Here is a 19,170-nt window from a genome sequence, read left to right as displayed (position 1 = left end):
AATTGGTTTTTCAAAGCACTTTTGCATTGTCATTAACCAAAACTTTTATTTCACAAATGAATATTTACCTGCCGTTAAAACTTTTGATAGCTTTTATGCTTTTTTGTCTTTCATTTATGGCAAACGCTCAAAATGAAACTCCTAAAGATTCCATCTCGCAAAAACTAAACGAAGTCGTTATTACCCAAAACAAAAAGACTTTTACCAATTCAAACGGAAACATAAAAGTGGATGTTGTCAACTCAATTTACAATGCAATTCCGAATCCTGTTGATTTGCTTTCCAGACTTCCATTGGTGCAGGTAAGCCCAAACCGTGAAAGCGTTTCAATTGTAGGCAAAGGAAATCCGCTTATTTATATCGACAATCAAAGAGTAGGAATGAATGAGTTAAATGCTTTAGCTGTCGCTGATATCAAAACGATTGAGATCATTCAAAATCCGTCTTCAAAATATGAAGCTGAAGGACGTGCCGTAATTTTGATTACCAGAAAATTGAGTAAAAAAGATAGTTTTAGAACTGAAATTAGTGAAACAGCTTCCTTTAAGAAAAATTATAATAATTACTTAGGATTCAATTCGAGTTTCAAAAAAAATAAACTGGAATGGAAAGCTAATTTGAATTACAATAAACTCGAACCGTGGGAAAATCATAGTATTGCGTATCAAATTCCTCAAGCGGGAATAATTTCAGATTATGATGTTTCGGCTGTTACCAAAAGAAATCAATATATTTTTGGAGGAGGTTTATTTTATAAAATAAATGAAGAAGATTACTTCTCGGTGAACATAAATGGTAAAAGTCAGGGCGATAATTTTGATATTAATACCTTTACTTTTAATAAAAATATGAACGACGAAAACAACGTTTATACTTTTAGCGATAATTCTAGCTCAAAGAATTTTATCAATTCATTTGTCAATTATTCAAAAAAAATAAAAGCAATCGATACTAAGCTTTTTGCAGGTTTTCAGTATTCCAATTTCAATCAGCATTTGTGGAGTTTGGTGCAGAATAATTACAATGAAACCGAATTGGAACTATCTCAAAACCGTGATCAAAAATTTAATGTTGATGCTTTTTCGGGACGAATTGATTTAGAAAAAAAGTTTAAAAACGAAATGAATTTAGAATACGGCGGACTTTATTCTGCCGCAAAATCTAAATCTAATTATGATGTTTTTGATTATGGTAAAAATGGAAACACCACTTTTGATTATAATTTTAAAGAAGCCAATTTAGCAGCATATTCCCAGCTTTCTGGAAAAATTAAAAAAGCAGCATTCTCGGTTGGACTTAGAATTGAAAATACCAATGTCAGCGGAAAATACAGCACAGATAATTCTTTTTTGATTGATAAAAATTATACTAATCTTTTTCCAAAAGCACAGCTTTCTTATGCGATAGACAGTACTAAAAGTTTAAGTGTCGATTATTCTAAAAGCATTTCGAGACCCAATTATTCTTCGTTAAGTATGATTGCAACTTACATAAATCCGTATTTTATTTATGGCAGCAATATCAATTTAGGACCCACTTTTATGGATGTTATTTCGACGGTTTTTCAGTATCATGATAAGTCTTTAAAACTAACTTTATATCAAAACAAAAATCCTGTTTATCAAGATTTTGTTTTTGACAATCAGAATAATGTGCTGACTTTTACGGAGAAAAATTTTCAAAAAGAGTCAGGGTTTAATATTGAATTAACAGTGCCTTTTACCTATAGGTTTTGGACCAATACAAACTCTTTAGTTTTTACTAAAAACAAAATTGAAGATGAAAATGCATTATTCAATTCGTCTAAACCTTATATATATTATTACTCTAACAATAGTTTTAAACTTCCAAAAGATTTTACATTTGTTCTGTCTTTTTGGGGAGCAACCAAGCAAAAAGAAGGTGTTTTTGAACGAAATGCAAAGTTGATTTTTGATATGTCTCTCGCAAAATCTTTCGGTAAAAACTGGAATTGTACTTTAAGCTATAATGATATTTTTAAAAACACGATTTATACAGAGCGATTCACAATCAATGATATAGGATCTAGAGCGAGATATTTGGTTGATGCGAATGAAGTTTCAATTACACTTCGTTATTCTTTTGGAAAAATAAAAGAAAGTGAATTTAAAGAAAAAAGTGTGAATGAAAATGAGAGCAGGATTCGATAGCTCGATTGCGTGTAATTATTTGCGGAGATTTCTCTTTCGTCGAAACAGTCATTTCGTTTAGAGATAAACGTAAAAAGAGTCTAATTTTAGACTCTTTTTATATCTTTTAAAAAAAACTATCCTTCGTCTTCTTCAGTATCTTTTTTAGAACTGTCATGTGGCAGTTCTTCATCATCATCGGTTGAATTTAGTTCGAAGAAACTAAAAAACGAACCGCCGTAACTTTTTTGAAAAGAAAAATTACTCAAATGATCCATTTTAGTATACTTTGAATGCTCGATAATCATCATGCCGTCATCTTCTAGTAAACCTTTTTCAAAAACCGTTAAAACAACTTTTTCGAACGTAGCCTGGTCCAATCCGTATGGCGGATCGGCAAAAATAATATCATAAGTCGTTTTACAGTTTTCCAGAAATTTAAAAACATCACTTTTAGTCGCAGCAATATCAAAATCATATTCTGATGAAATTTGCTTGATGAATTTAACGCATCCGAAATCGCCGTCAACAGACGTAATTGGCGCGCTTCCGCGTGAAGCGAATTCATAACTAATATTGCCAGTTCCCGAAAATAAATCCAGAACCTTTAAGCTGTCAAAACTAAAATGATTATTCAAAACATTAAACAATGCTTCTTTACTCATATCAGTCGTTGGTCTTACAGGTAGATTTTTTGGCGGAAAAATTCTGCGTCCTTTATATTTTCCTGAAATGATTCTCATGATTGAAATAAGATATAATGTTTTTGATTTTGAGCAGTTGTGAAATTGTTCTTTTCCTGCAGTTTTGTTACGTCTAAAAAAGAAATATGACGGATATATTTGTATGCAATGGCATAGAAAGGATCATTTTCTGTAATGGTTCCCAACAATTCTAATTGAAAACTTTCTGGATTCAGACTCAATTGTTCTGCGGTAAACAAAATGTAATAAATAAAATCTTCCGGAGTATTGTATTCAAAAGAATTAAACAATAAAAGCTTCTGATTTTGAACAACAATGATTTCGAAATTTCCCGGATTGAAATTCACAATCATTTTCTTATCATCATTATTACGAGAATTATCCAAAATCTTTTCGACCAAAATACTGTTCGCATGTTTGTAGTCAAAAGATCCAACATTATCAATCAGGAAATTATTGATATTCACATAGGGAATATAAACGGCATTCATTTCATAATTAGAAATTTGATCGAAAGTAAAAAAGTCAGTTTCAAATACTTTTGTAGTGTATTGAAGATAACTTCCTAAATAATTTTCATCAAACAAAGCAGTCGGAACAAAAGTTGAAAGATTGTTGGTATGAATAACCATTACTTCATCGTACGTGTTTTTTAATTCAGGATTATTCTTAAATGCATCAGCAAATAAGTCCTCAATTTTTGTTGATTTATTCGAATTGTCAAATTGAATTTCTTTAAACGAAGTAATGATATTATTTAAAGTATCAAAACAGCAATATGAAAATCCAGTCAGAGAAACCTGAATAGAAAGTTTTTTGTAATTTTTTGAAGTAATGTTAGTGTTTTGTAATGACATAGTTGATTTACAATTCGTTACCTGTTTTAAATCAAGAAAGAATTTAAGCGACCACAAACTTACAAATTAAAAAGGAACAATTATAACTGCAATTTCAAAAAACAAATGGAATTAAACTTTAATCTAAGGTTAAGAAAAAGTTTATTTATTTGAAATTAAATAAGTTAGGGTGTTTGCTTTTGATTATTTGGGGATTCTGTATTTTAAATTTAAAAGCTTGGAATTTGCAATTTGATTTTGGAATTTAAAATTTGAATTTTGCCATTGCCGTTTAAAAAACCGATCTTTGTCTTTCAATAATATTATATGAATTCTGCACTGTTTTACGGTATTTTACAAAAACGATTTCCTTTTGCTCCAACTCACAAACAGGATATTTTTTTTCAGAAGATTGCAATTTTTTTAACGGAACCTCAAAACGACACCATTTTCGTTTTGAAAGGATACGCTGGAACGGGAAAAACAACCGTAATCTCTACTATCGTCAATAATTTGGGAGATATCAATAAAAAGTTTGTTTTGCTGGCGCCAACTGGACGTGCGGCAAAAGTGATTGCAAATTATTCAAATACGCCAGCGTTTACGATTCATAAAAAAATATATTTTCCTAAAAAATCATCGGGTGGAGGAGTGGCTTTTACCAAACAGGTTAACAAACACAAAAACACCATTTTTATCGTCGATGAAGCTTCTATGATTTCAGACAGCACATTAGACAGCGGTTCACTTCTGGACGATTTAATTAATTATGTCTATTCTGGAAACAATTGTAAAATGATTCTGTTGGGAGACACGGCACAGCTTCCGCCGGTAAACTTAGATATTAGTCCAGCACTCGATGTTCAGACATTAGGAATTCATTACGATAAAGAAATTGAACATATCGAACTAGACGAAGTAATGCGTCAGGAAGAAAGTTCTGGAATTTTATACAACGCCACAGAATTACGTGAATTGTTGAAAGAGAGTTTTATAACTGAGTTCCGATTTAATGTAAAGAAGTTTAAAGATATTGTTCGTTTAACGGATGGCTATGATATTCAGGATGCTATAAATATGGCGTACAGTAATTATAGTATTGAAGATACTGCTTTTATTGTTCGTTCTAATAAAAGGGCAAATCAATACAACGAACAAATTAGAACCCGAATTTTATTCAAAGAAAGTGAACTTTCGGTGGGTGATTTTTTGATGGTTGTAAAGAACAATTATTTCTGGCTTAAAGAAACTGATGAAGCTGGATTTATTGCCAACGGAGATATTATCGAAGTTTTAGAGTTATTCGGAATTAAAGAATTGTACGGATTTACTTTTGCGAAAGTAAAAATAAGAATGGTCGATTATCCCGATCAAAAACCTTTTGAAACGGTTTTGATTTTAGATACTTTAAAAAGTGAATCTCCATCTTTAACTTACGAAGAATCAAATCGTTTGTACGAAGAAGTAATGAAAGATTATGAAGATGAATCTACAAAATACAAGCGTTTTCAAAAAGTAAAAGAAAACGAATATTTTAACGGATTACAGGTTAAATTCTCTTACGCCATCACTTGTCATAAATCGCAAGGAGGACAATGGAACACGGTTTTTATTGAACAGCCTTTTTTGCCAAACGGAATCGACCGCGATTACATACGATGGCTTTACACGGCAATGACACGTGCTAAAAATAAGTTATATTTGATAGGGTTTAAAGACGAGAATTTTGAAGAATAAAAACACGAATTTCACGAATTAGCACGAATTAAATAAAAAACAATTTGTGTAAATCTGTGAAATTTGTGTTTGAAATAATATAGCAATGACAACATTAAACGATTTACATTCGATTTCATCAACGTTTTCGAATACTGATAAAATGCCAGTTTTGTTTTTAGGACACGGAAGTCCGATGAATGCAATTGAGGAAAATCAGTTTGTGGCGGGTTTTCGTGATTTGGCTAAGACATTGCCGCAGCCTAATGCTATTTTATGTGTTTCCGCGCATTGGTTTATAAAAGGAACAAAAGTTACTGCAATGGAAATGCCCAGGACCATTCATGATTTTGGAGGTTTTCCGCAGGCACTTTTTGATGTGCAGTATCCCGCAAAAGGAAGTCCCGAACTAGCAGTTGAAACACAGAAAATCCTAGATCCTGTAATGGTCGAATTAGATGAACATTGGGGATTAGATCACGGCGCTTGGAGTGTAATTAAACATTTGTATCCGAATGCAGATGTTCCTGTAATTCAATTAAGTATCGATTATACCAAATCGGGACAATATCATTTTGAATTGGCTCAGAAATTACAGGCATTGCGATATAAAGGCGTTTTAATTATCGGAAGCGGTAATATTGTTCACAATCTTAGAATGGTCGATTTCAGAAATTTTGATAAAGATAATTACGGTTACGATTGGGCAATTGAAGCTCGTGAAACTGTGAATAATTATTTGCTTGATGGAAATTTCCAACCTTTAATTAATTTTGAAAAATTGAATAAAGCCATTCAATTGGCAGTTCCAACACCCGAACATTATCTTCCGTTGTTGTATACGTTAGGTTTAAAAGATAAAGCTGATGATTTAAGTCTGTTTAATGATAAATTACTGGCAGGTTCATTAAGTATGACTTCAGTAAAATTGATGTGAAAAAAACTTTGAGAATCTCTGTGAAAACTCTGTGCATCTCTGTGGTAAGTTTATAACGCAAAGTGACACAAAGATTCGCAGAGAAAAAATAAATTTAAAAATAGAAGAATGAAAATAATAGCGGTAATTCCAGCCCGATATGCTTCAACTCGTTTTCCTGCAAAATTGATGCAGGATTTAGGAGGGAAAACTGTGATTTTAAGAACTTACGAAGCGGCAGTTTCAACAAACTTGTTTGACGATGTTTTTGTAGTAACCGATTCTGATTTGATTTTTGAGGAAATCGTTTCAAATGGCGGAAAAGCGATTATGAGCATCAAAGAACACGAATCTGGAAGCGACCGAATTGCAGAAGCTATTGCAGATCTTGACGTTGATATTGTGGTAAATGTTCAAGGCGACGAACCTTTTACAGAAGCAGAACCTTTGGCACAAGTTTTATCTGTTTTTGAAAATGATACAGATAAAAAGATTGATTTAGCTTCACTAATGCGCGAAATAACCAATGAAGATGAAATTAATAATCCAAACCATGTAAAAGTTGTCGTAGACCAATCGCAGTTTGCCTTGTATTTTTCCCGTTCAGTGATTCCATATCCGAGAGAGAAAAATGTTGGAGTGCGATATTTTCAGCATATCGGAATCTATGCTTTTAGAAAGCAAGCCTTATTAGATTTTTATAGCCTTCCTATGAAATCTTTAGAAGCTTCTGAGAAGTTGGAGCAGTTAAGATATTTAGAATTCGGAAAACGCATTAAAATGGTCGAAACAACTCATGTAGGAATTGGGATTGATACTGCTGAGGATTTGGAAAGAGCTCGAGCAATGCTGCGTGATATTTAGACGCGGATAAAACGGATTCGCTTTCGCGAAGACGCTGATTTAAACGGATTTTTATTTCATTGCAAACAATCTCATTTGCTAAGTTCAAATTATAGAGAGATTGCTTCGTTCCTCGCAATGACTCTAACTTTGTGTATATAAAAACAAAAAGCTCCAAATATTTGGAGCTTTTTTAATATCTAAAACATTCTAAATCTTAGTATAAACTAGGAAACTTAGAAGGATTAACTTCGTGCATCATATCATATACTTTCTCGAAAATATCTTCAGCAGAAGGTTTAGAGAAATAATCACCATCAGTTCCGTAAGCAGGTCTGTGTGCTTTTGCAGCTAGAGTCTGCGGTTTGCTGTCTAAGTATTTATAAGCATCCTGCTCTTCTAGAATTTGCTGTAAAATGAAAGCTGAAGCTCCGCTAGGAACGTCTTCGTCGATTACTAAAAGACGATTTGTTTTGGCAATACTTTTTACAATGTCTTTATTGATATCAAACGGAAGTAGAGATTGAATATCAATTACTTCACAGTCAATTCCTAAATCTAATAATTCGTTAGCTGCTTGCTGCACCAGTCTTAAAGTTGATCCGTAAGAAACTAAAGTAATATCGGCACCTTCTTTTAAGGTTTCTACAACACCAATCGGCGTTTTAAATTCACCAAAATTTAGAGGTGTTTTTTCTTTTAAGCGGTAACCGTTTAAACATTCAATTACCAAGGCAGGTTCGTCGCACTCTAAAAGTGTGTTGTAAAATCCTGCTGCCTGTGTCATATCTCTTGGAACCAAAACGTGAATACCACGAATCGCATTGATAATCATTCCCATTGGAGAACCAGAATGCCAGATCCCTTCCAAACGGTGTCCACGGGTTCTAATGATTAATGGTGCTTTTTGTTTTCCAACAGTTCTATATTGTAAAGTAGCTAAATCGTCACTCATGATCTGAATAGCATACAATAAATAATCTAAATATTGAATTTCAGCAATTGGGCGTAAACCTCTCAAAGCCATTCCAATTCCTTGACCGATAATAGTCGCTTCACGAATTCCGACATCGGCAACACGAAGTTCTCCGTATTTTTCCTGCATGCCTTCTAGACCTTGATTTACGTCGCCAATGTTTCCAACATCTTCACCGAAAATTAAAGTTTCTGGATATTTAGAAAATAAAGCATCAAAGTTATCACGAAGAATCATTCTTCCGTCCAAATCTGGTTTAGCATTTTCGGCATATTTAGGAAGCACTTTTTCTACAGAAAATACATTTTGAGAAGATTCAGAATGCAGATTGCTGCTGAATTTTTCCTGAGTTTCTGCAATGAAATTTGTAATCCAGTTTGATAAAAGCATCTTACTGTTTGGAACTTCAATAAAACGAAGAATTTTTCTAGCGTAAACCAATAATTCCTTTTTTAAAGGAGCTTTGATAGCGCCTAATTCAGAAATCAATTTTTTGATTCTGTCTTTATGATTAATGCTTGCTTCAGCAATTTGTTCTAGTAAGCTAAGAAGATTTTTTTGATCTTCTATAATTGGGTTAATGAACGAATTCCAAGCCTCTTTTTTAGCTTCAAGAACCTCTTTCTTTATTTCAAAATCAAGTTCTGCCAATTCTTCTGGAGAAGCAATATTAATTGCAATCATCCATAAACGCATTTGACGAATACAGTCAAAATCTTTTTCCCAAGCCAGTCTTTCTGCATTTTTGTAACGTTCGTGAGAACCAGAAGTAGAGTGGCCTTGTGGCTGCGTTAATTCGTTTACGTGAATCAAAACTGGAATATGTTCTTCGCGTGCAATTGCTCCAGCTCTTTCATAAGTGGAAACCAATTCGGCATAATCCCAGCCTTTTACTCTAAAGATTTCATAACCTTTAGCGTCTTCATCGCGTTGATATCCTTTTAATATTTCAGAAATATTTTCTTTAGTAGTTTGATGTCTGGCGTGAACAGAAATTCCGTATTCATCATCCCAAACACTCATTACCATCGGAACTTGTAAAACCCCTGCAGCGTTTATAGTTTCGAAAAATAAACCTTCAGAAGTACTCGCATTCCCGATAGTTCCCCAGGCAACTTCATTTCCATTTACTGAAAATTTGTCTTTGATGGTAATTCCGTCAACATTTCTATAAATTTTAGAAGCCTGCGCCAATCCCAATAATCTTGGCATTTGTCCTGCAGTTGGAGATATATCTGAGCTTGAATTTTTTTGTTTCGTTAAGTCTTTCCAAGAACCATCTTCGTTTAAACTGTGCGTTACAAAGTGTCCGCCCATTTGTCTTCCCGCAGACATTGGATCATAAGCTAAATCGGTATGACCATATAAACCAGCAAAAAACTGTTTAGCATCCAGTTCGCCAATAGCCATCATAAAAGTTTGATCGCGATAGTATCCAGAACGGAAATCACCATTTTTAAAAGCTTTTGCCATTGCCAGCTGTGGAACTTCTTTTCCATCACCGAAAATTCCAAATTTGGCTTTTCCTGTTAGTACTTCTTTTCGACCTAAAAGACTACATTCACGGCTTGTTACAGCAATTCTATAGTCATTCAATACCTCAGTTTTGAAATCTTCAAATGTCAGTGTAGTATTGTTTTTTTCTTTTATCATAATCTTGAAGGGTCATGTTTATGTCGCGAAATTACTTAAAAACAATCAATAATCATAATTCTTTAAAATAAATATAATTTAATTATTTGTATTTAAAATCAAAAAACTACGTACTTTTTTTGTGTTATTTCTATTTAAAATTTATTATTGTTGATAATTTCGCAAGTTTTTATTTAAAATTTATTCGATTAAAACCATTTTCGGGTAAAAAGTGTGACTAAAGTTTTTGGCGAAAAAGTGATAATAAATCGTATTTTTTCATTGTATTTTGTTTGTGCTATTTCCCATCCGTTATTAGAATAAACAGGGAAATAGAGTTCAAAGTAGTCTGGAACAAGATTTAAACGCACACCAGTATCATAAGCAAAGAACTCTTTTTGGTGTTTATTTTTAAGAAAACCAATGTCGCCATAAAGTTCAATCCAATTCCAAACTGCATAACTAGTATTCAAAGTGGTCATCCATTGATTGGCGAACGCAGGTTCTAATTGTGATTTAAAACCCCCTTCTGCAATTACATACTGCTGACTAAAAAAACCGCTGGTTTCAGATCTTCCAAAAAGATTGTAATCAAACAAATAATCAGTCGGTCGGTCTAAACCAAAACTAAAATAATCTGAATTTGTTTTATTATACAAGAAACTTCCAGCGTACAATCTTAAGTTTAGTTTACGATTGTTCTCAAATAATCTTCGGTATTCAACTTCTCCTGAGACTTTTCCAAATCCACCCGAAAATTGCAAATCGGTCATAAAACTAAAATGGTCAATCAGTTCAGTTTTGGTGTTTGAATAACGTGCATTAAAAACAGAATAATTGGGCTCAGAGTTATCCGTAATAAATTCGCTCGCTTCTCGCTTTACAATAATCTGGCGAAATAAAAATTGTTGTTTTCTATTGTCTCTAAAATCTTTTTCGCGAATGCGGAACAGCACCATCGGATTCAATCTCAAATAAGTAGCGTCTGGTGCGTAATGAAAATAATTTTGACTAATGGAATAACGAACATTGTATAAAGTGGAGTTTCTGTAATATTGATTCCAAGAAAAAGCAGACGAACCAGATATCGTTCCCGCTTTAAGGGAATAGGCTGGATTAATATCAAAATTAAAAGGTTTGTCTAAAATTGTTTTATTGCTAAAGCGGATTCCAGGCGTAAAACCATCATAATAATTATAAGTCAGCGTCGGAAGATATAAGATCTGATTGTAAAAAGGATCTTCTAAATCTTTGGCGAAGTTAAATTTAATTGGGCGATTGGTTACTGCAATATGTTTTAGCGATTTCCAATTATTTCTTTGGTTGTATTCTGGAACTTCATTATCGTAGTTTAAAACAATTTTATCAGCATTCTTTCTGTCAAATGCATAAACAGAATCTTTTGTTTTAGGTTCGATCCATTCTTTAAAAACAACTTCCTTTTTTTTAATTCCGTAAACGGGAATCGGAGCGTAAAATCCAGTTTTGTTTTTAATTGAAAATTTAACGCTGTCTGCAGTTCTAGAAACATTAGAGAATTTATAGTCGATTATGTCTCGAGAATCAATAATAGTATTAAAGAACCAATCTAGATTTTTTGGACTTTTTTTGATTAATATTTTTTCAAAATCGTATCGGTTTGTTTGTTGTTGTTTGTTGAGATTGTAAAATTCCTTTACACTTTCTGGAACAATATTATGATTCAGATAATCATCTAAATAACTCAAACTTAATCCAGCTCGATATTTACTGGCAATCTGTTCGTTGAATTTGATTAAAGTATTCTTTGGATCTCCCAGAGGCTGATCTAAATTTTTACGAGCCATTAACATGTAATAATAGCTGTATTGCTCATTAAAAGTTAAGTTGGTGATGTTGTAACTTTTAAAAAGCTTCATGTTCGAAAGTCTTCCCAGCATTTTTTGATCCAGATGATTCTCTTCCATATATTTCATCATGGCATAAATCTGAATTCCATCATAAACCCAGTTGTCTTTTCGCGGATCCAAACAAAGACTGTTTTGGAGATAAGTATTTAAAAATGTCTTTAAAAACTGAATTTCAAATATAAAATCATCTGAAAATGGACTAATAAACGAAGGCAGCTGATTTAAACCATAAAACGGATTTCGATCGTAATCTATTTGAGAAACTGTTATTTTTTCATGCGGATATTTACCAATAAAGTTTTCAGCAAAAGAAGCAACCCGATCAATAATTATAGCTTTTTGAATTTCATCGATCTTCTTGCTTTTCAAATTAGTTGCAATTTCTATTGATTCATTCGCATAAGTTCGAAATCCGTTTTGCTTTTCTATAAAAAGACTAAAGTCGGTTCTGTCTTTACCAGAGAAGGAATAAATACTGTAATCGCTATTGCTTACATCTTTAGAAACCGAATTAAGGTCTGTTGTAATAGAATATTGATTCGGGATTTTAATAGCAATTTCGTAACTAGTTACTGCGTTGGCAATATCATCTAGATTGAAATTGTTGTACTTTATAAAATTATGATCTTCAAAACGCGCAGGACTTATAAACCAATTTTTCAAAGCCATTCCGCCATTTTGGTCAAAACCAAAACGAGTAAATTTGTCGTTTGGAATTTTTGAAATGTAAGTAAGATGTAAATCTATTTTTTCTCCAGGCGCCAATTTCCTGTTTAATTTTACCGTAATATAATCTGGATTTTTACCGTCTCTTTCCCATTCAAGAGCTATAAAATTGGGATCCAAAAGGTTTAGAATTGTAGTTTTTCCCCTGTCAGCAGCTTTGGCCAAATGAAAACCTCTATAAAATTCATCAGAAAATCGTTTTGCCAGAGGTGTGTTTTTATCAGCAAAAGCATTATTCCAGTCGTTTAAAACAATCGAGACTAAAGAATCATTCGAAGTATTGTAATACGTAATATCTTGTTTTACATTCAGTGTTTTCAATTCAAGATTTACCGCCACCTCCATCTTAGACAGATGTTGTGCATGAAGTTTTATCGAACTGAATAAAACTAAAATAGAGCAGATAATTTTAAAAAAGAATTTCAAGAATGGCGCAAAATTTATGAGTTATATACTTAAGTTACGTATATAAAGTTACTTCGGATTTTTGTAAAAATAGCATAAAAAAAGCTGTTTAAAAAAACAGCTTTCAATTTTTACGTATTTGAAGTAAAATTTAACCATATAAGTTATATAAGTTCATATAAAAGTATTGTTTTAAACGTTGCGCTTAAACGCTTATATCACTTATCTGTATAGCTTAAATTTAGAAATTCGGACTTAAATCGTATTTCTTGTAGAATTTATCTAATACGTCAACAACTTCATCTTCAGTATCTACAATCTTAAATAAGTTTAAATCTTCTGGGCTTACTGTATGCATTTTTTCCACCAATACCGTTTTTACCCATTCGATTAAGCCAGACCAAAATTCAACTCCAACCAAAATAATTGGGAATTTTCCAATTTTCTTAGTCTGAATCAAAGTGATCGCTTCAAACATTTCGTCCAAAGTTCCAAAACCACCTGGCATAACCACAAAACCTTGCGAATATTTAACGAACATTACTTTTCTCACAAAGAAATAATCGAAATTCAAGTTTTTATCATGATCGATATACGGATTAAAATGTTGCTCAAAAGGAAGTTCGATATTCAACCCAACCGAAGTTCCACCGCCCAAATGTGCGCCTTTATTTCCAGCTTCCATAATTCCGGGACCACCTCCTGTAATCACACCGTAACCTGCTTTACTAATTTTGTAGGCAATTTTTTCAGCCAGTAAATAATATTTGTCATCTGGTTTGGTTCTCGCAGATCCAAAAATCGAAACACAAGGACCAATACGCCCCATTGCTTCGTAACCATTTACAAACTCAGACATAATTTTAAAAATTGCCCAGCTGTCATTGGTTCTAATTTCATTCCACGTTTTTTGTTTCAAACGATCCTGAATTACTTTATCTTCATCATTATCAAAATCTTCTAATCTCATTTTAGGTATTTTAATTTATTATTTTATTATGTTTTTCCTCATTGTCATCATGAACTCAGACTATGAATAAGGAGCTGATTCCTGCTGTCCGCTATATTCCCGATAAACAAAAACTACGGCTAAAAAGCCTTGTTTTTCTAAATCGGGAGATGCCACTCCCATCAGGGTTAGGGCAGTTGGTTTCAAATAAACAATTGGTTTTATTTAAAGATCTCTCTTTAAAACTTTGAAGTTTTCAGAAAAAGCGGATACTAAATTAACGCTTTTTTCTAGAATTGTTATAAAATGAGGGATTAATTAAATTGTAAAAGTAACAGAATTGGACTTTTTTTGTGTATGCGTGTTGAATACCAGTGGCTTGTGAAGTAAGTAAAATATTTTTTTTTAATAGTAATTTATCTTTCTAGTTCTTTTAGAATGGATAGATCCATTTCTAATAATTGTGATTGTAATCCAATTATCATTCATGTCATATTGATAATCGTATTCCAAACCATTAGAATCTTTATCGTAGTTACTATCAGATTTTATTATCTCAGAAATATTATTATTATTTTCGTCATATTTATAATTAAAAATTACCCCTTCATTAGATAATTCAACAATGTTGTTTTTTGCATCAAATTCAAAGCCATAAGTACCAGTGACTTTAAATTTAGTCGAATTAACTGAATTAATTCTGTTGAATTCGTCATATTTTATAGTGATTGAATTTTCTATTTTATTTGAAAAAAAATGATCAATTTTTGAAACTTCACCCTTTTTATTTAAATAGTAAATCTTTTTTTGAGGATTTGAATTGAATATTGTTGAATCTTTTTTTAATTCTTGAATGCTATGATTCTTATCTCCAAAATTATATGTTTTTTCAGTAATGGTATTATCCGCATATTCAAAAAGAGATAAAGACCCAAAAATGAATGGTACATTTTCTCTGATCTCATATTGATATTTTTTTACTAATTTATTTTTGTCTATGTATTGATAATCTTCAATATGTCTTTCGATAATATTTTGTTTTTGATCATAATTGGTAAGTGATTTTTTTATGATATTATTGTTGTAATCGTAGAAAATACTATCTGTAGAAGATAATTTATCCGCAATATTGGTTCCAATAGCGTAGGATTGTCTTGTAATAATTTTGTTGGAGTAATTGAAAGTTATTTTTTTATGGTAATAAAAATTCTCAATCTTTTGTATTTTACCATCACGTGTAAACTCTATGAAATACATTTTAGCTTTATTATTATTGTAATAATAACTAACATCTTTAATAGGTTTGTTTTTATTGAAAAAAAAGTCTTCTAAATTAATTTCAAAATAATAATCATAATAAGCCTGATAATTCGGTGTTGGGTTAATGCTAAATTTATTTTTAATGCTTCGATAAGTATTTTTCGGATAATTAAAAGTTTCTATTTGCTGACTAAATATAGCATGATTTACAAATAACAAAATGTAAAAGATTTTCTTCATATACTTAAAATATTACTCCAATTCTTTTTTCAAAAACTTAGCCGTATAACTTTTTTTATTCTTTGCTACTTCTTCAGGAGTTCCTTTAGCAACCAATTGTCCGCCGCCTTTTCCTCCTTCTGGGCCAATATCGATAATATAATCCGCAAGTTTTATAACGTCCATATTGTGTTCGATAACCAGAATTGTATTTCCTTTATCAACTAGTTTGTTAATTACTTCCATTAAAACGCGAATGTCTTCAAAGTGTAATCCGGTTGTAGGTTCGTCTAGGATATAAAATGTATTTCCAGTATCTTTTTTAGATAGTTCTCCAGCCAGTTTAATTCGCTGCGCTTCTCCTCCGGAAAGAGTGGTACTTTGTTGACCAAGTGTAATATAGCCTAAACCAACATCTTGGATGGTTTTGATTTTACGGTAAATTTTCGGAATGTTTTCGAAAAACGGAACCGCTTCATCAACTGTCATATCCAATACATCAGAAATTGATTTTCCTTTATATCTAATTTCTAAAGTTTCTCTGTTAAAACGTTTTCCCTGACAAGTTTCGCATTCTACGTAAACATCTGGAAGAAAGTTCATTTCGATTGTTCTTACACCAGAACCTTCGCAGGTTTCGCAACGTCCGCCTTTTACGTTAAAGCTGAAACGCCCCGCTTTGTAACCACGAATCATGCTTTCAGAAGTCATTGTAAACAGATTTCTAATTTCTGTAAAAACTTCGGTATAAGTCGCTGGATTTGAACGCGGTGTTCTTCCAATCGGACTTTGATCTATATCAATTACTTTGTCAATATGTTCTAAACCTTCAATCTTTTTATAAGGCTGTGGTTTTTTTACGCCATTAAAATAATACGCATTTAGAATCGGGTAGAGTGTTTCGTTAATTAAAGTCGATTTACCACTTCCAGAAACTCCAGTTACGCAGGTTAATTGTCCCAAAGGTATTTCAATAGAAACATTTTTCAGGTTATTTCCTGTTGCGCCGGTTAGTTTTAAGAATTTCCCATTTCCTTTTCTACGCTTTTTCGGAATCTCTAATTTCATTTTACCATTCAAATATTGAGCAGTAATGGTATTTGATTTTAAAGTTTCTGCGGGAGTTCCAATACTGATGATTTCTCCGCCGTATTTTCCTGCTTTTGGACCAATATCAATAACGTAATCAGCTGTTTCGATCATGTCTTTATCATGTTCAACCACAATAACCGAGTTTCCGATATCACGTAACTGCTCCAAAGATTTAATCAGTTTTTCGTTGTCTCTTTGATGTAAACCAATACTTGGTTCATCCAGAATATAGAGAACTCCAACCAATTGCGAACCAATTTGTGTTGCCAAACGAATACGCTGTGCTTCACCACCAGAAAGCGATTTTGAGCTTCGGCTTAAAGCCAGATAATTCAAACCAACATTCATCAAAAAGTTCAAACGATCTTTTATCTCTTTTACCACTTCAGAAGCAATCAAAAGCTGTTTGTCTGATAAATGATTATTCAAATCCTGAAACCAGGCAGTCAAATCAGATATATCCGTATCACACAATTCGGTGATATTTTTTTCATTCACTCTAAAAAACTGTGCTTCTTTTTTCAAACGAGAACCATCACAAACGGGACAGTTAATTTCGTCCATAAAATCTTTTGCCCAGCGTTTTATGCTTGTTGTGGCACTTTCATCGTATTGATTTTTGATGAAATTAGAAATTCCTTCAAAATCAATTTTATATTCTCTCGTTACGCCAAGATCTTTTGAGTTTACGGCAAATTTATCTTTTCCGCCATACAAAATCATGGTCATGGCTTCTTCTGGAATTTTCTCGATTGGATCGGTGATTTTAAATCCGAATTTTTCTCCGATTGTTTCTAACTGCTTGAAAATCCAAGAAGATTTATATTCGCCAAGAGGCGCAAAACCACCGCTTTTTATCGATAATTTCGGATTTGGAATAATCTTTTTTACATTGATTTCATGAACAGTGCCTAATCCATTACAATGCGGACACGCGCCTTTTGGAGAGTTAAATGAAAATAAATTCGGCTCTGGATTTTGATAAGATATTCCTGTTGTCGGACACATTAAATTTCTACTGAAATAGCGCACTTCATTACTGTCCTGATCTAAAATCATTAAAACATTTTCACCATGATGCATTGCTGTATTAATACTTTCAGCCAACCTTTTCTGATTGTCAGGTGTGTCTTCAATCTGCATTCTATCTACAACAATTTCAATGTCATGGGTTTTGTAACGATCCAGTTTCATTCCAGAAACTAAATCCTGAACTTCGCCGTTTACGCGGACTTTTAAAAATCCTTGTTTGGTAATCTGCTGGAATAATTCGGCATAATGTCCTTTTCTGGCTTTAATTACGGGAGCGAGAATATTAATTCTTTTTCCTTTGTAATCCTGAATAATCAAATCTTTAATTTGTTCATCAGAATACGAAACCATTTTTTCGCCAGTGTTGTAACTGTAAGCGTCTGCACCACGTGCGTATAGAAGTCGCAGAAAATCGTAAATTTCAGTGATAGTTCCAACAGTCGAGCGTGGGCTTTTGCTGGTAGTTTTTTGTTCAATAGCAATTACAGGCGAAAGTCCGTCGATTTTATCTACATCAGGACGTTCCAACCCGCCGAGGAATTGTCTGGCATATGCCGAAAAAGTTTCAACATAACGACGCTGACCTTCAGCATAGATAGTGTCAAACGCCAAAGACGATTTTCCAGAACCAGATAAACCAGTAATTACAACTAGTTTTTCTCTCGGAATAGAGATATCGATATTTTTTAGATTATGAACTCTTGCACCAAGAACTTCAATAGTATTGTCTTTTTCTAACATAAATTTGAGCAAAACGCAAAGTTACCACTTTGATTTGTTCTTTTTGCACTAGACTATAGAAGTTTATGTTAAAAATTGTAACAAAATTAAGCTAGTAGCAACTAGCGTTTTCTTTTTCTTGTTGCCATATATTCTTCGATAGCTTCCTTGGTTGTATACCAATTTCGACCTTCTTTATAAGCGTCTATTTTTCCTGTTCTGGCCAACAAACTTACATATTCCTGACCATATGGTGTGTCGGGTTCGCTAACGATATTTTGTATGGATTGGTAGTCGTAACTACTTCCTGGCATAGCACTTAAATAAATATTGAGTGTTCGCTCAAGTGCTTGACACATTAAAAGTGTTAGTTTTTGATAATTACCGTTATTAGCTTGATTAAGTGCTTCATAGTATTTCTTGCGATCATTTTTTAAAATGATTGCAGGAGGAAAACCAGAGCGCATCAATAATAAATTCATGGTTAAGCGAACTGTGCGTCCGTTCCCGTCAAAAAAAGGATGAATCCAGACTAGTTTATGATGATAGATTGTTGCGAGTTCAATATCATTTAAACCAAGAGGATTTGTATTGATAAAATCAATTAATTCGTCCAAATAATCGGAAACTTTATTGGCATTTGGAGGCATAAAATTAGCTCCCGAAATTCGAACGCCTCCATTACGAATTCGCCCTGCAAAATCATCTTCGATAGAACGTAAAACTAAACCATGAATAGAAAGTATATCAATGCTTCTAAGTTTGTAATTGTCATCAACAATAGAATAAAGATAATCGATAGCTTTATCATGATTATGAGTTTCAAAATGTTCGCGAAGTGATTTTCCTTTAATTGTAATTCCTTCTTGAATCACCATCTGGGTTTCGCGCAAACTCATTGTATTTCCTTCAATACTATTAGAATTGTACGTCCATTCTATAGATAAACTTTCTCTAATTTTATGCAAAGCAATATTTGGCAATGGTCTGCTGGTTTGCAGTTCCTGCCTTTTTTGGTACAATCGATCAAAGGTTGACTGAAATTCTGTTCTGTATGTTAGATCTATATTCCACATTCGACGACAAATTTACTTCTTAATATCGG

13 protein-coding genes are annotated in these 19,170 nt (G+C 32.7%); 4 read left to right on the top strand and 9 right to left on the bottom strand.

What is annotated here, in order from left to right; translation table 11 throughout:
- Window positions 1-56: 56 nt before the first annotated feature.
- A complete protein-coding gene (locus tag QMG60_RS19545) occupies window positions 57-2,171 on the top strand; it encodes an outer membrane beta-barrel family protein (protein WP_281866134.1) in 2,115 nt (704 codons plus the stop codon).
- Window positions 2,172-2,287: 116 nt separating this feature from the next.
- Here QMG60_RS19545 and QMG60_RS19540 read toward each other — a convergent pair whose 3' ends face one another.
- Window positions 2,288-2,893, bottom strand: coding sequence for an RsmD family RNA methyltransferase (locus tag QMG60_RS19540; protein WP_057116432.1), 606 nt, complete (start codon window positions 2,891-2,893; stop codon window positions 2,288-2,290).
- A complete protein-coding gene (locus QMG60_RS19535) occupies window positions 2,890-3,711 on the bottom strand; it encodes a DUF3822 family protein (protein ID WP_281866133.1) in 822 nt (273 codons plus the stop codon). The genes QMG60_RS19540 and QMG60_RS19535 overlap by 4 nt, the downstream gene beginning before the upstream one ends.
- 306 nt (window positions 3,712-4,017) lie before the next feature.
- Here QMG60_RS19535 and QMG60_RS19530 point away from each other — a divergent pair, with 306 nt between their 5' ends.
- The 3 genes from QMG60_RS19530 (at window position 4,018) to kdsB (ending at window position 7,186) form a co-directional block, all read left to right on the top strand.
- The gene (locus tag QMG60_RS19530) at window positions 4,018-5,427 is read left to right on the top strand and encodes an AAA family ATPase (protein ID WP_057116430.1); all 1,410 of its coding nucleotides are present in this window, start codon (window positions 4,018-4,020) and stop codon (window positions 5,425-5,427) included.
- Window positions 5,428-5,512: 85 nt separating this feature from the next.
- On the top strand, window positions 5,513-6,343 hold the full coding sequence (gene ygiD, locus QMG60_RS19525; protein ID WP_281866132.1) for a 4,5-DOPA dioxygenase extradiol: 831 nt from the start codon (window positions 5,513-5,515) through the stop codon (window positions 6,341-6,343).
- A gap of 108 nt (window positions 6,344-6,451) precedes the next feature.
- Window positions 6,452-7,186 (top strand): 3-deoxy-manno-octulosonate cytidylyltransferase, encoded by a 735-nt coding sequence (gene kdsB / locus QMG60_RS19520; protein WP_134140177.1) that lies wholly within the window; start codon window positions 6,452-6,454, stop codon window positions 7,184-7,186.
- 196 nt (window positions 7,187-7,382) lie between these two features.
- On the opposite strand, the gene QMG60_RS19515 is transcribed toward kdsB, so the two are convergent.
- The 7 genes from QMG60_RS19515 to QMG60_RS19485 all read right to left on the bottom strand — a co-directional run bounded on the left by QMG60_RS19515 (window position 7,383) and on the right by QMG60_RS19485 (window position 19,141).
- Entirely contained in the window at window positions 7,383-9,794 is a 2,412-nt protein-coding gene (locus QMG60_RS19515) for an alpha-ketoacid dehydrogenase subunit alpha/beta (RefSeq protein ID WP_281866131.1), read from the bottom strand.
- Between the two features lie 188 nt (window positions 9,795-9,982).
- Window positions 9,983-12,733 carry an aminopeptidase gene (locus tag QMG60_RS19510; RefSeq protein WP_281866130.1) on the bottom strand — a complete coding sequence of 917 codons (2,751 nt, stop codon included), beginning with the start codon at window positions 12,731-12,733 and terminating at the stop codon, window positions 9,983-9,985.
- A 301-nt stretch (window positions 12,734-13,034) separates the two neighbouring features.
- Window positions 13,035-13,763 carry a TIGR00730 family Rossman fold protein gene (locus QMG60_RS19505; RefSeq protein WP_057116425.1) on the bottom strand — a complete coding sequence of 243 codons (729 nt, stop codon included), beginning with the start codon at window positions 13,761-13,763 and terminating at the stop codon, window positions 13,035-13,037.
- 60 nt (window positions 13,764-13,823) lie between these two features.
- On the bottom strand, window positions 13,824-13,949 hold the full coding sequence (locus QMG60_RS19500; RefSeq protein ID WP_281866129.1) for a hypothetical protein: 126 nt from the start codon (window positions 13,947-13,949) through the stop codon (window positions 13,824-13,826).
- Window positions 13,950-14,147: 198 nt separating this feature from the next.
- Entirely contained in the window at window positions 14,148-15,242 is a 1,095-nt protein-coding gene (locus QMG60_RS19495; protein WP_281866128.1) for a hypothetical protein, read from the bottom strand.
- Window positions 15,243-15,254: 12 nt separating this feature from the next.
- Window positions 15,255-18,086, bottom strand: coding sequence for an excinuclease ABC subunit UvrA (uvrA, locus tag QMG60_RS19490; protein ID WP_281866127.1), 2,832 nt, complete (start codon window positions 18,084-18,086; stop codon window positions 15,255-15,257).
- Between the two features lie 101 nt (window positions 18,087-18,187).
- A complete protein-coding gene (locus QMG60_RS19485) occupies window positions 18,188-19,141 on the bottom strand; it encodes a Fic family protein (RefSeq protein ID WP_281866126.1) in 954 nt (317 codons plus the stop codon).
- Window positions 19,142-19,170 lie beyond the last annotated feature (29 nt).

The sequence above is a fragment of the Flavobacterium sp. GSB-24 genome (assembly GCF_027924665.1).
Lineage (GTDB): Bacteria > Bacteroidota > Bacteroidia > Flavobacteriales > Flavobacteriaceae > Flavobacterium.
This window is presented reverse-complemented; position numbering and strand designations above follow the sequence as displayed.

Excerpts from the sequence above, each read along its gene's own strand:
- QMG60_RS19505 (WP_057116425.1), bottom strand. The coding sequence starts at position 13,763 with ATGAGATTAGAAGATTTTGATAATGATGAAGATAAAGTAATTCAGGAT.
- QMG60_RS19530 (WP_057116430.1), top strand. The coding sequence starts at position 4,018 with ATGAATTCTGCACTGTTTTACGGTATTTTACAAAAACGATTTCCTTTT.
- QMG60_RS19535 (WP_281866133.1), bottom strand. The coding sequence starts at position 3,711 with ATGTCATTACAAAACACTAACATTACTTCAAAAAATTACAAAAAACTT.
- QMG60_RS19545 (WP_281866134.1), top strand. The coding sequence starts at position 57 with ATGAATATTTACCTGCCGTTAAAACTTTTGATAGCTTTTATGCTTTTT.
- QMG60_RS19485 (WP_281866126.1), bottom strand. The coding sequence starts at position 19,141 with ATGTGGAATATAGATCTAACATACAGAACAGAATTTCAGTCAACCTTT.
- kdsB (WP_134140177.1), top strand. The coding sequence starts at position 6,452 with ATGAAAATAATAGCGGTAATTCCAGCCCGATATGCTTCAACTCGTTTT.
- ygiD (WP_281866132.1), top strand. The coding sequence starts at position 5,513 with ATGACAACATTAAACGATTTACATTCGATTTCATCAACGTTTTCGAAT.
- QMG60_RS19495 (WP_281866128.1), bottom strand. The coding sequence starts at position 15,242 with ATGAAGAAAATCTTTTACATTTTGTTATTTGTAAATCATGCTATATTT.
- QMG60_RS19515 (WP_281866131.1), bottom strand. The coding sequence starts at position 9,794 with ATGATAAAAGAAAAAAACAATACTACACTGACATTTGAAGATTTCAAA.
- uvrA (WP_281866127.1), bottom strand. The coding sequence starts at position 18,086 with ATGTTAGAAAAAGACAATACTATTGAAGTTCTTGGTGCAAGAGTTCAT.
- QMG60_RS19510 (WP_281866130.1), bottom strand. The coding sequence starts at position 12,733 with ATGGAGGTGGCGGTAAATCTTGAATTGAAAACACTGAATGTAAAACAA.
- QMG60_RS19540 (WP_057116432.1), bottom strand. The coding sequence starts at position 2,893 with ATGAGAATCATTTCAGGAAAATATAAAGGACGCAGAATTTTTCCGCCA.